At 71.8% G+C, this 14,921-nt stretch carries 9 protein-coding genes, 1 tRNA gene and 1 pseudogene; 9 read left to right on the top strand and 2 right to left on the bottom strand.

All coding sequences use genetic code 11. From position 1 onward, the window contains the following. Positions 1 to 203: 203 nt before the first annotated feature. The 4 genes from tmk (at position 204) to QMF80_RS27195 (ending at position 6,753) form a co-directional block, all read left to right on the top strand. Positions 204 to 3,443: a dTMP kinase gene (gene tmk, locus QMF80_RS27210; protein ID WP_283457855.1), complete on the top strand. Its 3,240-nt coding sequence runs from the start codon at positions 204 to 206 to the stop codon at positions 3,441 to 3,443. Positions 3,444 to 3,561: 118 nt separating this feature from the next. Beyond that, the gene (locus tag QMF80_RS27205; protein ID WP_283457854.1) at positions 3,562 to 4,773 is read left to right on the top strand and encodes a DNA polymerase III subunit delta'; all 1,212 of its coding nucleotides are present in this window, start codon (positions 3,562 to 3,564) and stop codon (positions 4,771 to 4,773) included. Positions 4,774 to 4,935: 162 nt separating this feature from the next. After that, positions 4,936 to 6,543 carry an alpha/beta hydrolase gene (locus QMF80_RS27200; protein ID WP_283457851.1) on the top strand — a complete coding sequence of 536 codons (1,608 nt, stop codon included), beginning with the start codon at positions 4,936 to 4,938 and terminating at the stop codon, positions 6,541 to 6,543. A gap of 136 nt (positions 6,544 to 6,679) precedes the next feature. Beyond that, a tRNA-Thr gene (locus tag QMF80_RS27195) sits at positions 6,680 to 6,753 on the top strand. A gap of 124 nt (positions 6,754 to 6,877) precedes the next feature. Here the strand turns inward: QMF80_RS27195 and QMF80_RS27190 are convergent. Together QMF80_RS27190 and QMF80_RS27185 are read right to left on the bottom strand one after the other, a co-directional pair. After that, positions 6,878 to 8,488, bottom strand: a complete 1,611-nt coding sequence (locus QMF80_RS27190; RefSeq protein ID WP_283457849.1) for a tyrosine-type recombinase/integrase — start codon at positions 8,486 to 8,488, stop codon at positions 6,878 to 6,880. Then, a complete protein-coding gene (locus QMF80_RS27185; RefSeq protein WP_283457847.1) occupies positions 8,485 to 9,162 on the bottom strand; it encodes a helix-turn-helix domain-containing protein in 678 nt (225 codons plus the stop codon). The genes QMF80_RS27190 and QMF80_RS27185 overlap by 4 nt, the downstream gene beginning before the upstream one ends. A gap of 130 nt (positions 9,163 to 9,292) precedes the next feature. Here QMF80_RS27185 and QMF80_RS27180 point away from each other — a divergent pair, with 130 nt between their 5' ends. The 5 genes and pseudogenes from QMF80_RS27180 to QMF80_RS27160 all read left to right on the top strand — a co-directional run bounded on the left by QMF80_RS27180 (position 9,293) and on the right by QMF80_RS27160 (position 14,806). Continuing rightward, positions 9,293 to 9,487 (top strand): hypothetical protein, encoded by a 195-nt coding sequence (locus QMF80_RS27180; protein WP_283457988.1) that lies wholly within the window; start codon positions 9,293 to 9,295, stop codon positions 9,485 to 9,487. Between the two features lie 230 nt (positions 9,488 to 9,717). After that, positions 9,718 to 10,999, top strand: a pseudogene (locus tag QMF80_RS27175) (DUF3631 domain-containing protein). 402 nt (positions 11,000 to 11,401) lie between these two features. Further along, positions 11,402 to 12,319: a DUF2637 domain-containing protein gene (locus tag QMF80_RS27170; protein WP_283457845.1), complete on the top strand. Its 918-nt coding sequence runs from the start codon at positions 11,402 to 11,404 to the stop codon at positions 12,317 to 12,319. Positions 12,320 to 12,794: 475 nt separating this feature from the next. Further along, positions 12,795 to 13,355, top strand: a complete 561-nt coding sequence (locus QMF80_RS27165) for a MobC family plasmid mobilization relaxosome protein (protein ID WP_283457844.1) — start codon at positions 12,795 to 12,797, stop codon at positions 13,353 to 13,355. Then, the gene (locus QMF80_RS27160) at positions 13,352 to 14,806 is read left to right on the top strand and encodes a relaxase/mobilization nuclease domain-containing protein (protein WP_283457842.1); all 1,455 of its coding nucleotides are present in this window, start codon (positions 13,352 to 13,354) and stop codon (positions 14,804 to 14,806) included. The genes QMF80_RS27165 and QMF80_RS27160 overlap by 4 nt, the downstream gene beginning before the upstream one ends. Positions 14,807 to 14,921: the final 115 nt, after the last annotated feature.

Here is a 14,921-nt window from a genome sequence, read left to right as displayed (position 1 = left end):
GCCTTCGCGCCGGAGCCTTTCGCCGCAGGGCGAGGGCGGTCGACCGGTTCCTCCCGCCCCGGCCGGACCCCGAGGTCACGGCGCCCGTCGTCACCCGTACGGCGGGCAGCCGGTGGGCCCGCGCCCACCGGTGGGGCCGGGGTCACAGCCCACCTTGTCCACAGCCCTCCGCACCCGCCAAGCGCAGCGGATAGGCTGGGCGGATGACGCGAGCCGAGCAGCCAACGGTCGTCACGGCCCCCGAGAACCCCACCCCGCCACCCACCTACGACGAAGCCCTCGCCGCGGACTCCCGCGAGCGTGCGGTGCGCGCCTTGCTGCGCACTCCCAGGCTGCGCCGCCTGTGGAGCGCCCAGCTGGTGAGCGGCATCGGCGACATGCTGGCGCTGCTGGTCCTGGTGCTGCTGGCGCTTCAGGCCGCCGTGTCCGAGGGCTCGTTCGGCGGCGGCCTGCGCGGCCCCGCGCTCGCCGTCGCGGCCGTCCTCGGCGTCCGCGCCCTGGCCGGCCTGCTGTTCGGAGCGGTCCTGCTCGGTCCGCTGTCCCAGCTCACCGCGGCCGGTGGCAAGCTCGACCGCCGGTGGACCATGATCGGCGCCGACGGGGTCCGGATGGCGCTGTTCGTCGTCGCCCCGCTCTGGCTCGACTGGGTCCCGGCGCACGCGCTGACCGTGCTGCTCGCGACCGTCTTCGTCTCCGGCGCCGCCGAGCGGTTGTGGACCCTGGCCAAGGAGAGCGCGGCCCCGGCCCTGCTGCCCGGGCCGCCGCCCGAGGGGGCGAGCGTGCGGCCGTTGCCGGACCACCTCGACACCCTCAAGCGGCTGACCCTGCGGACCGCCTTCGCGACGCTGCCCATCGCCGCCGCCGCGCTGCTCGCGGCCACCCTCGTCGGCCGTGCCCTCGGCCTCGGCGTGGGGTGGTTCGCGGAGAACCAGGCCGCGCTCGGCTCGTACGTCGCCGCCGGACTCTTCGCCGCGTCCGTCTCGCTGCTGCTCCCGCTGGTGCTGCCCGACGGCAGGACCCCGCGCCCGCGCTCCCCGCTGGAGGGCCTGCGCACGCCGAAGGCCGGTGACCGCCCGGAGAAGGGGCGTACGGGCGCGATCCCGCTCCTCGTGCTCGCCTGCGCGGCGGTCGCCGGAGCGGTGGCCTGCGCGGTCGGGGTGGCCGCGTTGCGCGCGTACGACCTGGACGGCGGTCCCGCCACCTTCGCGCTGCTGGTGCTCGGGCTGGCCGGCGGCGCCGCCGGCGGGATCCGGCTCACCCAGGTCGGAAAGATGCTGCCCGCGCTCTCGCGCCGCCGTCTGCTGGCCCTGGCCGTCGCCGTCACCGGGGTCGCGCTGCTGCTGACGGGACTGGTCGCGGACACCGCGACCGTACTGTTCCTGACCCTGCTCGCGGGCACCGGCGCGGGCGTGGCGGCCAACACCGGCCACACCCTGCTGGACCAGGAGACCGAGGAGTTCCGCCGGACCCGGCTCGCCGAGCACCTGCACGCGGCCGTACGCGTCGCGGTCGCCCTCGGCGCGGTCGGCGCCCCGGCGCTGGCGGCCCTGATCGGCCCGCACCGGCTGGCCTCCGACGACCTCACCTTCGCGTACGGCGGCGCGGCCTTCGTCCTGATGCTGGTCGGGGCGCTGCTGCTGCCCGTGGCCGTGGTCGTCCTGATCAAGGCGGACGACCGCCGGGGCGTCCCGCTGCGCCGGGACCTGCGGGAAGCCCTGCGCGGCGGCGAGCCGGCCTCGGCCGCGTCCGCCACCGGATTCTTCATCGCCCTGGAGGGCGGCGATGGCGCGGGCAAGTCCACCCAGGTGGAGACCCTCGCCGAGTGGATACGGAGCAAGGGTCACGAGGTCGTCGTCACGCGCGAGCCGGGGGCGACCCCGGTGGGCAAGCGGCTGCGCTCGATCCTGCTGGACGTTTCCTCGGCCGGGCTCTCCAACCGGGCCGAGGCCCTCCTGTACGCCGCCGACCGCGCGGAGCACGTGGACACGGTGGTCCGGCCCGCCCTGGAGCGGGGCGCGGTCGTCATCTCCGACCGCTACATCGACTCGTCCGTCGCCTACCAGGGCGCGGGCCGCGATCTGTCGCCGACCGAGATCGCCCGGATCTCCCGATGGGCCACGAGCGGGCTCGTCCCGAACCTGACCGTCCTGCTGGACGTCTCCCCGGAGGCGGCCCGGGAGCGGTTCACGGAGGCGCCGGACCGGCTGGAGTCGGAGCCGACGGAGTTCCACCAGCGGGTGCGGGCCGGCTTCCTGACGCTGGCGGCGGCCGACCCCGGCCGCTACCTCGTGGTGGACGCGGGCCAGGACCCGGAGTCGGTGGCCACGGTCGTACGGCACCGGATGGACCGGATGCTTCCGCTGTCCGACGCCGAGGTGGCGGCGCAGATCGAGGCGCGTCGCCTGGCCAAGGAAGAAGCGGAGCGGGCCGCGGCCGCCGAGGCCGCGCGCAAGGCGGAGGAGGCGCGGCTGCGGGCCGAGGAAGAGGCCCGCACGGCGCGCGAGGAAGAAGCGGCGCGGATCAAGGCCGAGGCGGAGGCCGCCCGCAAGGCCGAGGAGGAGCGGCTGCGCGCCGAGGAGGAGGCCCGGGTCCGGGCCGAGGCGGAGCGGCTGCGCGTGGAGGCCGAGGAGAGGGCCCACGCGGTGGAGCAGGAGCGGCTGCGCAAGCAGGCGGAGGAGGAGGCCCGGCTGCGGGCCGAGGCCGAGGAGCGTCGGCTGGAGAAGCAGCGGCGGGCCGAGGAGGCCCTGCTGAAGGCGGAGCAGGCGCGTCGGCTGGCGGAGGCTTCGGCCGCGGCTCTCGCCGCCGAGGCGGCCGCCGCTTCCGCGGCCGCCGCCGCGGCCCGTACGCCTGCGGCTCCCGCGCCGCGGGTGGACATGGTCAAGGACGCGGCGCCGGACGCGCGGCGGGATGCCACGGGCCCCGACGCGGATGCCGACGCCGACGCGATCACCGTGGTCACTCCGGTGGTCAAGCCGCAGGACATGACGCAGACGGTCCCGGTGCCGAAGGTCACCCTGCCTCCGAACTCGGCGAACTCGGCGAACTCCGCGAACCCGGCGAACTCCGCGAACGAGGAGACGGCGGTGCTGCCGCCGGTCCGCCCCCAGGACCCGGCGCCGCGCTCGCAGCAGGCACGTCGGCCGCAGGAACCCGCGCCGTCCCGTGGCTCCGACCCGACGGCCCGGGTACCGCAGCGGATCTTCCGCGACGCGGCGCCCGCCGGCCAGGGAAGCCAGGACGACCAGCGCGCGCGTGACACGCAGGACAACGGCAATGACGTGACCCGGGAGCTTCCGCTGGTCGACGAGTCGGGGCACCCGCGCCGCCGCTCGGACTGGGCGGAGCAGACCCCGATGGACGACCTGCCGACCCTCGCGGACGAGCTGCTCGGGCCGCACCGCCGGGACGACGAGGGCCACGAGGGCCGCCCACGCCGACGCTGACCGCGCCCGGCGGACGGGCCGCGCGGCCCGCGGGCCGGGATTGTCAGTGGGCACCGCCACAATGGTGAGCGGTAGGTGACCACGTGAACGCACGGAGAGAGAAAGGCGGTGGGCGGCAATGCCCGTATGGGACGACCTGGTGGGTCAGGAGCGCGTGCAGACGCAGCTCGCCGCCGCCGCCCGTGATGCCGACGCCCTGGTGACGGCCGACGCGGCGGGCACCGAATCGGCGGCCGGGTCCAAGATGACCCACGCCTGGCTGTTCACCGGACCGCCCGGCTCCGGCCACTCCACCGTGGCCCGGGCCTTCGCCGCCGCCCTCCAGTGCACCAGCCCCGACCGGGCGCTCGGCGGCGAACCGGGCTGCGGATTCTGCGACGGCTGCCACACTACCGTGATCGGCACCCACTCCGATGTCGAGATCGTCCGCACCGACCTCCTGTCCATCGGCGTGAAGGACACCCGGGAGCTGGTCCGCCGGGCCCAGCTGTCCCCCGCCGTCGGCCGCTGGCAGGTCATCGTCCTGGAGGACGCCGACCGGCTCACCGAAGGCGCGGGGAACGTCCTGCTGAAGGCGGTGGAGGAGCCCGCACCCCGCACGGTGTGGCTGCTGTGCGCGCCCTCCCTGGAGGACGTACTGCCCACCATCCGCTCCCGCTGCCGTCACCTCACGCTGCGCACCCCGTCGGTCGCCGCCGTCGCCGACGTGCTGGTGCGGCGCGACGGCATCGAGCCCGCCGTCGCCGCCGCGGCGGCCCGCGCCACGCAGGGACACATCGGCCGGGCCCGTCGGCTCGCCACCGACGAGCGGGCCCGTAGCCGCCGGGCCGCCGTGCTGAAGCTCCCGCTGCGCGTGGACGACGTGGGCGCCTGCCTCAAGGCCGCCCAGGACCTGGTCGACGCCGCCGCCGAGGACGCCAAGCAGGTCGCCGAGGAAGTCGACGTCAAGGAGACCGAGGAGCTGCGCGCCGCGATGGGCGCCCCCGCGGGCACCGGCGGGCGGATGCCCCGCGGTACCGCCGGAGTGATGAAGGACCTGGAGGACCGGCAGAAGCGCCGCCGGACCCGGACCCAGCGCGACACCCTCGACCTGGCCCTCACCGACCTGATCGGCTTCTACCGCGATGTGCTGGCGCTCCAGCTCGGCTCCGCACTGGCCATCGCCAACGAGGAGATACGTCCGGACCTCGACCGGGTCGCCCGCGCGTCCGGCCCCGAGCGGACCCTGCGCCGCATCGAGGCGATCATCGCGTGCCGACAGGCCCTGGACCGCAATGTGTCCCCGCTCCTCGCGGTCGAGGCGATGACGATGGGCCTGCGCGCGGGCTGACGGGGGACGCCGGTTGACCGGCTCACCCGTACGGGCGCGGGGCGGCGGCGGCCGCTCCGGACCCCGCTCCGGCGGGTGCCGTGGTCCGTGGCGCCCTCCCCACCCTCCGGGGCGGGCGCGGCCTCCGGCCCGCGGGCACCGGGCAGGCCGTACGCTCCGGGGATGGACACCAGTCGCCTGCTGCGTACCACCGGAACCGTGATCGCAGCCGCCGGGCTGCTGCTCTCCGGGTGCACATCGGGCAGCTCCGCCCCCAGTGCGGCGGCGTCCTCCCCCGGCTCGGCCGCGCCCACCGGACCGAGCGGCCCCGCCGCGCGTACGGGCGCCGGCGCGCTGGCGCCCGAGCCCACCGCGATCGCGGCCGCCCTGGCCCCGTACTACGCCCAGAAGCTGAAGTGGCGCGACTGCGGCGCGCCCGGGTTCCAGTGCTCGACGATGAAGGCCCCGCTGGACTACGCGCACGTCGGCAACGGCCAGGACATCGAGATCGCGGTCTCGCGCAAGGTGGCCACCGGCCCCGGCAAACGGCTCGGCTCGCTGCTGGTGAACCCGGGCGGACCGGGCGGCTCCGGGATCGGCTACCTCCAGGCGTACGCGGGCATCGGCTACCCGGCCCCCGTCCGCGCCCAGTACGACATGGTGTCCTTCGACCCGCGCGGGGTCGCCCGCAGCGCCCCGGTGGGGTGCCTGACCGGCCCGCGTATGGACGCCTTCACCCAGGTGGACCAGACCCCGGACGACGCGGCCGAGCGGGCGAAGCTGGTGGCGGCGTTCAAGGAGTTCGCCGCGGGCTGCGCCAAGGAGTCCAGCAGGATCCTGCCGCACGTCTCCACGGTGGAGGCGGCACGCGACATGGACATGCTGCGCGCGGTGCTGGGCGACCCGAAGCTGAACTACGTGGGGGCCTCGTACGGCACCTTCCTCGGGTCGACGTATGCGGACCTCTTCCCCAGCCGGGTCGGACGGCTGGTCCTGGACGGCGCGATGGACCCCTCGCGCCCGGCGCTGGAGCTGAACCGGGATCAGACGGAGGGCTTCGACACGGCCTTCCGCTCCTTCGCCCAGGACTGTGCGAAGCAGCCCGACTGCCCGCTCGGCCAGGGCGGTCCCGACGCGGTGGCAGACCGGCTGAAGGAGTTCTTCCGCAAGGTCGACGCCCAGCCGGTGGCCAGCGGCGACCCGGCCCGCCCGCTCGGCGAGTCGCTCGCGACGACCGGGGTGATCGCCGCCCTGTACGACCAGGCGGCCTGGCCGCAGCTGCGCGAGGCACTGCAAGCGGCCATGAACGGCGACGGCGCGGGGCTGCTCGGCCTCGCCGACAGCTACTACGAGCGCGACCCGAAGGGCACGTACGCCAACCTGATGTACGCCAACGCGGCGGTGAACTGCCTCGACCAGCCCGCGGCCTTCGCCGGCCCGGAAGACGTGGACAGGGCCCTCCCGTCTTTCGAGAAGGCCTCCCCGGTCTTCGGCGCGGGCCTCGCCTGGGCCTCCCTGAACTGCGCGTACTGGCCGGTCAAGGCGACGGGTGCGGCCCACCGCGCCGAGGCGAAGGGCGCGGCCCCGATCGTGGTCGTCGGCACGATCCGAGACCCGGCCACCCCGTACAAGTGGGCCCAGGCCCTGGCGACCCAGCTCGACTCGGGCGTCCTGCTCACCTACGACGGCGACGGCCACACGGCCTACGGCCGCGGCAGCGACTGCATCGACACGGCGATCAACCGGTACCTCCTGGACGGCACCCCGCCCCGGAACGGCACGAAGTGCTAGCGCCCCGCCGCCCGCCCGCCCCCACCAGGGACCCGGCCTGCGGGAACCTGGTTCAGGGCACCCGGTTTAACCCTGTAGACTTGGCGCCGCTGCTGATGAGAGCCTCCCTCCGGGGAAACTTCGTCTTCCCAGCGGTGCCGCCTTAGCTCAGTTGGCCAGAGCAACGCACTCGTAATGCGTAGGTCTCGGGTTCGAATCCCGAAGGCGGCTCTGTAAAACCCTCAGGACTCACTCGCCGTGACCTGGGGGTTTTGCTATTTCTGGGGGCGGTCGGGGCGTGGGTCGGCCAAGACCCGAGACCCCGTGCGTGAGCGATGCGTGAGCGGAGGGGCTGTCAGCCCTTCTTCGCGGCCTTCTTGGCCTTGTCCTTCTTCTTCCTCTTGGCCTTCGCCTTCGCGGCTTGCTCGGCCTTCTTGGCGGCCTTGCGGGCCTGCTCCTCCTGCTCCGCCTTGCGTTGGAGAGGGACCAGCTTGGCCGTGGCCTCGGCGGCGCTCTTGCCGACGTGGGGGAGCACACTCTGGTAGATGTCGCGCGTGATCCGGGTGTCGCTGTGCCCGAGGGTGTCCGACACGATCTTGATGTCGATGTCGGCCGCCAGCATGAGCGTTGCCGCCCCGTGCCGAAGGTCGTGCAGCCGGATCGGCGGTAGTCCGGACGCCGCCACGAGTCGCTCGAAGAGATCGGTCACCTTGCCCGGATGCAGCCAGGAGCCGTCCTCCTGGGTGAAGACGAGCCCGGTGTTCACCCAGGCCGAGCCCCACTCGGCGCGCTCGGCTTCCTGCTGTTTGCGGTGCCGCTCCAGGACGCCGACGGTGTCATCGTCGAGCGCGACGACGCGGAAGCCGCTGTCTGTCTTCGGCTCGGACGCCTCGACCTCCCAGCCGTCCTGGACGAGCTGTCCCGTCACGGTGAGGGAGTGCCGGTCGAGATTGGTCTCCGACCAAGGCTGCCCGCACGCCTCACCACGCCGCAGGCCCCGGAAGGCGATCAGGTGCCACATCGCGTACAGCCGGTCGCCGGCGACGAAGTCGAGGAAGGCGCCGGTCTGTTCCGGCGTCCAGACCATCACCGGCGAGGGCTTCTCGCCGGTCTGTTCCCACTTGGCGACCCGCTCGTCCGTCCACACCAGTGCCTTCGGCTTGCGCACCGGATCGATCTCGACGTGGGCCGCCGGGTTGAACGTGATGATCTGCTGCCCGATCGCGTCGTTCAGGGACGCGCGGAGCGTCGCTTTCACGTGCTGGCGGGTGGCGGGGCCGGTCACCCGGCGGAAGGGCGGCATCGCGTCGAGCGCCGCCTTCAGCGCCTTCCGGCGAGCACGGTTCTCGGCCCCCTTCCACGGGATGGTCGCCAACTCCTCCACGGCAGCACGCCGCTGGGCGTTCTGCTCCAGAACCTCGGCGTTGCCGTCGGCGATGGCCGTGAACATCTCGCTCAGGTGGCTGACCCGCAGCCGGTCAAGGCGCCGGTGCCCGATGTGCGGCTTGAGGTGCACGCGGATGTCGGTCTCGTACCGGCTGATGCCCGATTTCCGGATCCGCTTGCCCGCCAGCCACCGGTCCAGCCACTCAGTGACGGTCAGGCTGCCGACGAGATCCTGGCCGGCCTTGAGCCGCCGCCGCGTCTCTTCGACGTCGGGCAGGGGCAGCTTCTCTCCGCTGACCTCGGCCAGCATCTCGGCGACCAGCTGTATGCCCTCGCGGTCGTCGGCCTCCACGAGGCCCAGGAGGGCACGTACATGGTCGAGGTCGGCCTGCGCCGCCTTGGCGTTGGTGTAGCCGCCACGAGCGAAGGACCGCCTACTGCTGTCCTCGTGGGGCGGCAGCTCCTGGCGTATGGAGTAGGTGCAGTGATTCCTGCTGTTGCGCCTGGGGCAGGAAGTGCCGAGTTCCTTGCCGGTCTTGGGGTCGCGGCAGGAGCATCGGCGGTAGGTGGAGCCCTTCAAATGTCGTCCTCTTCGTCGGTTCCGATATCGGGTGGGTCGATGGCGGCGAGTGCGGGTGGCAGGTCTGGTGGGGTGGCGTCTTCGTCGCGGATGCTCTCGCGAACCCAAAGGAGTTGTTGTGTGTCTTCTTTGGCCCGCTTGGCGTAGTCGGCCTTCCTGCGTTCGGCTTCTTCGCGCTCGGCGGGGGTGGCCGCCGTCTTCGTCGCGAAGTCGGCTCGTTCCGTCTCGTAGAGGGCGGCCTCGATGGTGCGGACCAGGTTGGCGTGCCGGTTGAAGTCGGGGATCAGTCCGGCGTCGGAGTCGTGGCCCGGCTGCTCACCGGTGAACTTCCGCATGGCGTCCCAGGTCGGGATGAGGTGCTGGAAGGGAAGTTCCTGGGTCTGTTCGACGTAGCCGACGGGGAAGATCAGGCAGATCGGGGACGTGTACAGGGCCGCGGCAAGGACCATGACGTCGACCAGGGGCAGGTTGGCCCTGCGGCCGGATTCCAGGTTGGCGATGACGTTGCGCGGGATGGGGTGGCCGAGCTCCTCGCATCGTTCTGCCAGCCGTTGGGCGCTCCACCTCATCTCCTTCCGTCGCCGCCGGACCTCGCCGGCGACGTTGTTCTTGATCCGGTCGACCCATTCGGGGAAGTCGTCCTCGTCTTCATCATCGAAACGGCGCTGTGTCATAGCAACACAATAGCTTCCCTACCGTTGTTCTTGTGGGCCTGGAGCCGGATGTGATCGCCGTGTTCGCCGAGGGCTGTGACGAGAGGTGCGCTGAGTGCGCGATAACCCGATAGAAACCGGCTCGAAGGGGATGGGTCGGGATGAGTTGCTGGCGCTTCCAGTAGCCGTTGACCTGGACACAGGCAACCGGGCGCTGGGTCTGGGTCGTAGCAAGGGCTATGAGCTGGCCAAGCGGGGCGAGTACCCGTGCAAGGTCCTGCGGCTGGGCAAGGCGTATCGCGTGGTGACCGCGGACCTGCTGGATCTGCTGGGTCTGGCCGCGTGAGGGCGAGAGAAGGTAGCAGACACTTCTGCGCTGAGATGACACAGAAACGCTGGACTGTGCCCGGGGTCGTACGTACTGTTCGTGATCCCCCGGCGCGGCCAAGTGCCCACGGGAAATGGGTGAGCCCCCGACGCGCCAACGTCGGAGGCCCCGGCAATACCCACACACGCGATCACACGGTCAACCCGAGTGGCCTGCACGCACGCGGCCACATGAGAAGGAGCTGCCTCTTGAAACCTACGACACCCACGCCCCCTACCGCAGCAGACGAGACGGGCTGGCCTGCGACCGCGATCCCCGGCCGGCCGGGCGCCCACCTCCAGCATCCACAGCCTGTGGATGCCGAAGCACCCGTAAGCCCTGGGGCGGAGGTCCAGCCCGAAAAGGAGGACGCCTCTTTCGTCGGCCCTCTCACCGAGGGCGACCAAGTCCTGTGTGACCTGCGCACGGAGATCAGCCGCTATGTCGTGCTGCCGAGCGATGAAGCCCTCACGGCGGTGACGTTGTGGGTGGCCGCCAGCCACCTGCAGACCGCGTGGCAGCACGCCCCGCGCCTGGCGGTGCTGGGCCCGGCCAGGCGGTGCGGCAAGTCGCGGCTCCTGGACGTCATCACTGAAGTGGTCCACAACCCGCTGATCACGGTGAACGCCTCCGCCGCCGCGATCTTCCGGTCGATCACCGACGTCCCGCCTACGCTGCTAGTGGACGAGGTCGACACGATCTTCGGCTCCGTGAAAGTGGCGGAGAAGAACGAGGAGATGCGCGGCCTTCTCAACGCGGGCCACCAGCGCAACCGTCCCACCCTGCGGGTGTCTGGGCCCAACCACGAAGTGGTCCAGTTTCCCACCTTCGCGATGGCCGCCCTCGCCGGCATCGGGAACCTGCCCGACACGGTCATGGACCGGTCCGTCGTCCTGCGCATGCGCCGCCGCGGAGGCGACGAGAGCGTCGAGGAGTTCCGCGTCCCCCGGGACGTCGCCAAGCTCCACGATCTGCGTAATCGCCTCAAGGCGTGGCTGCTCCCACGTCACGCGGAGGCAATGGATCTGGTACCGCCCATGCCGGTCCGAGACAGGGCAGCCGACACCTGGCAGCCGCTGATCGCCGTGGCCGATCTCGCCGGTGGCCAGTGGCCCGCCCTCGCACGTACCGCGTGCGCGCGGATGGTCGCCGCCGAAACCGAGGCCGAGGAGGAACACCCCGGCGGAGCGAGGATCCTCGCCGACATCCGCCGCGTCTTCGCAGCCCAGCGCGAGGTTGACAGCCTTACCACCGAGGAACTCCTGCACCACCTGTGCCAGGACCCGGAGGGCCCGTGGGCGGAGTGGGGGGGGAGGCGGGCTGAAGCCTCGTGACCTCGGCGCGATGCTGCGCGAGTTCGGCATCGCCTCCGGCAACGTCCGGCTCGCCGACGGAACCCAGCGCAAGGGCTACATGCGCCACAAGTTCCTCGACCCCTGGCGGCGATACTGCCCCACCGTCCACCCCGTCGGTCCGCTCAGCGAGAGCTGACACCCGAGCCGAGCCCCGGTTGCCGTCCTTGCCGTCCCTGCCGTGACACCGCAGGTCAACAGGCATGCGGCCAAGACGGCAACCGGGCCCAAGACGGAACCCACCCAGGACGGCACCCACATCCGTCTTGCCCCGTCCTTAACGTCTTGGCGGTATCGCCCCAGGTCACAGCGCTGCCGCCCGAGACGGCAGTCAGCAGGTCGCCGTACGCCGGGCGAGAGCACCGGCACCCGACATCGGCGGGGAGCCCCCGGCATCGCATGACACCAAGACGCCCGCGGGGCCCGCCAAGACGGAAGGCCAGCACGGCCCCGTACCGGCCCTGACCTGCGATTTTAACGGCCAAGACGCCTAAGACGCCTCACACACCCCCCGAAGCCGCGCAGGAGCATCCCCACACCCATGACCACCCTTGCCACACCCAACACCACGAACCGCGAGCCCAGACCTGATGAGGCACCGTCCGGCGACAGGCGCCAAGCGAGTGCCGCGCAAACCGCTGAGCGGTACACGCTCACAGCGGCCGGGGTCGTCATCGTGGCCCTTACCGCCGGAGCGTTCTGGCTCTCGTACGCGCACCTCGCAGAGGTCGCCGGACGCCACGGTCTGGCCGCCTCCCCCGTCCGCCAGTGGGCCTGGCCCGCGACCCTGGACGCGTTCATCGTCGCCGGCGAGCTCCTGATGCTCCGCGCAGGATTGCGCAGCGTCACCGACTGGTGGGCGATCGCCCTCACCACCACCGGTTCCCTCGGCTCCATCGCCCTCAACGTCGCGGGCGTTAGCGGCACCCGGGGCGTCTACACGGTGCCCCTGCTGGACTACGTGGTCGCCGCCGTACCCTCAGCTGCTGCCCTCCTGGCCTTCGGCGTCCTCATGCGCCAGATCCATGAGCATGTCGTCGAACCCGGCACCCCATGCCGCTCGGATGACTGCAGCCGCCCGACGGCAGTCTCCGTCCTGCCCCCGAAGGACGACGCGAGCGCTCTCGACCGCCACCCCGAACCTGTAGGCGATGAGCCGGAGAGGCCAGGGGATACCGGCGTCGAGACCGCCTTGGAGTCGGAGCTGGACGATGGCCCCCAAAAGGCTGCCCCGCCCGCCGTCCCCTCCCGGAAGGTTGGCCGACCGACAACCGGCGACATGGACGACTTCCTCGCGATTGTGGAGAAGCTGGAAGGGGAGCCGACGCTGAAGCAGATGCGGGAGGCCATCGAGGGCGAGGGCCACTCGATCAGCAACGAGCGTCTGGGGAAGGTGAAGAAGGAGCTTGTGGACCTCCGCAGGCAGCAAGTCCTCACCGGAACCCAGCCCGGACGCTGACCGATATTCACCGCAGGTCAACGCCGGTAAGGCCGTATGGGGACCGTGACTGCCTGACGGCCACGGTCCCCGTCGACCACCGCAGTACGCCCGTCCCCTCACCACTCGCCCGGACCCCAGTCCACGAGCCGTGCTCGACGGTCCTCCGCACCGGGGCAGCCATCCGCCGTATTCCGGGGACCGCCGGTCTTCCGGTCATCTCCCCGCTGACCTCGCGCCGCGACTTGTGCCAACGCCGCTGACGCCCGCCTGCCGACCTCGCCTGTCCCCGCACTGTCAGCCCACCCCCGCATCGGAGAAGCACCCTGTGACGCTCGACCCGAACGAACCCGACTCCACGCCCTCGCCGGCCTCGAAGCCGCCTAGCCTGAGCGACCGTTGGTGGAGTGCGTTCGGGATGACGGCGGCTCCTGGCGGAGCCAGTAGTACTCCGAGTCCGACTCAAGGCCGGTCTTCGGGGATCTCCGCCCCGGGGGTGGCGGAGACGGTCCGGCGCCAGGGGGCGCCGGACCGTGGGGTCGGGTCCGAGGGCGGCCCCGACCAGGACAAGCTCCACGCCATCCAGCGCGAGATACTCCGCGCCGAACGCAGTGCCCAGCCCACCGCCGGCGAGCCGATGGTGCAGAGCGTCCAGCCCACGATCCGCCGCTTCACCGGCAACAAGCGCACCGACCGCGTCGGCCCCCTGCGCTTCACCGACGACGAACGTGCCCGCCTGACAGAGGCAGCAGCCGAGCATAGCTACAAGGGCGAATCCGGCTTCGCCGCCGACATCGTCCTCGCCTTCGTCAACGGGCGGTTCACCGCAAACCTCCCCCTGTCCGAGGACCGGCGCCGCACCCACGTCTTCCGCGCCCAGGTCCTGCGCCAGTGCAACCGCATCGGCGTCAACATCAACCAGATCACCCGCGCCCTGAACAGCGACCTCACCCCGCCCGACATACGCCAGCGCCTCGACGAACTCCACGACCTGCTCACGGCGATCGCTGAGGTCTTGCGCGAGCCCGCCGACCCCCGGGAGGTCCGTCAGCCGTGATCGCAGCCATCAAGCCCTCCGGCGCCAACACCCGCGGACTGCTCGCCTACCTCTATGGTCCCGGCCGGCACGACGAGCACACCGACCCGCACATCGTGGCCGGCTTCGCCATGCTCGCCATGCCCGACCCCGGCCGCGACGAGAACGCCACCCTCACCCAGCTCGCCCGCTACCTCGACGAACCCGTCCGGCTCCGCAACAGCGAATTCGGCAAGAAGATCACCGACCACGTCTGGCACTGCCCCGTCCGCGCAGCACCCGAAGACCGCCACCTCTCCGACGCTGAGTGGGGCGAGATCGCCCAGCGCATCGTCGCCGCGGTCGGCATCGCCCCCGAAGGCGACGACCTGGCCTGCCGCTGGATCGCTGTACGCCACGCCGACGATCACATCCACATCCTCGCCACCACCGTCCGCGAGGACGGCCGCCGCCCCAAACTCCACGACAGCGGCATCCGCGTCGGCGACGCCTGCCGCCAGATCGAGAAGGACTACGGCCTGCGCCGCCTGAAGAAGGGCGACCGCACCGGCACCCGCGCCCCCACCCAGGCCGAGAAGCACAAGGCCCAACGGCTCGGCTGGGAGCAGACCAGCCGCGAATGGCTTCAGAACCGTATCCGCGCCGCCATCCCCCACGCCCACACGGCCGAGGAACTCCTCGCCTACCTCGAAGCCGACGGCATCGCAGTCAAGGCCCGCCGCGGCCCATCCGGAGACCTCCTCGGCTACGCCGCAGGCCGCCCCGGCGACCTCAACAAGGACGGCGAACAGGTCCTCCACCCAGGCGGGAAGATCGCCCCCGACCTCACCCTCCCCAAACTCCGGGCCCGCCTCGAAGCCGGCCAGCCGGAAGAACACCCCACCGCCCGCCGCAACCAGCCCGCCACCGCCTGGCACCAGGCCACCGAAGCCCTCGACACCTTCCGCACCGACCTCGCAGACGACACCCACGCCCAGGCACACATCACCGCCCTCGGCGAACTCCTCGAAGCCACCGCCCAGAAAGCCCCCACCCACCTCCGCGCCGAACTCCAGGCCGCCTCGAAGGCGTTCGCACGCGCCCAGCGCTCACAGATCCGGGCGGAAGACCGCGCCGCCCACGCCATACGCAACGCGGCCCGCGACATCGTCCACACCGCCACCGGCCCCGACGGCAGCGCCCTCGCCGCCCTCATCGCAGCCCTCCTGTGGGCCGGAATCATCGCCGGCCGCTGGCACGAGGCCAAGGGCCACGCCCACCAAGCCGACGCCGCCCGCCAAACCCTCCACCACCTACAAGCAGCCGCAGACCGAACCCTCACGCCCACTCTCGTCGTACTCGAACAGCGTCAGCCGCAGCAGGGATCCATCCGAACCCTCGCCCACGACGTACGCGCCGCCATCCCCGACCAGGCCGACCAGATCCTTGCCGACCCCAGCTGGGCCGCCCTCGCCACTCTCCTAGATGAATGAGTCCAAGGGATGGCCTGCGGACATGGCACGAGGGCGTCCAGTGTCGATGTGTGAAGAACGACGTGAACACCCTCGCAACAGCACTCTATGCCCGGATCGATGACGAGTTGAAGGC

The organism is Streptomyces sp. G-G2 (assembly GCF_030063135.1).
Lineage (GTDB): Bacteria > Actinomycetota > Actinomycetes > Streptomycetales > Streptomycetaceae > Streptomyces.
This window is presented reverse-complemented; position numbering and strand designations above follow the sequence as displayed.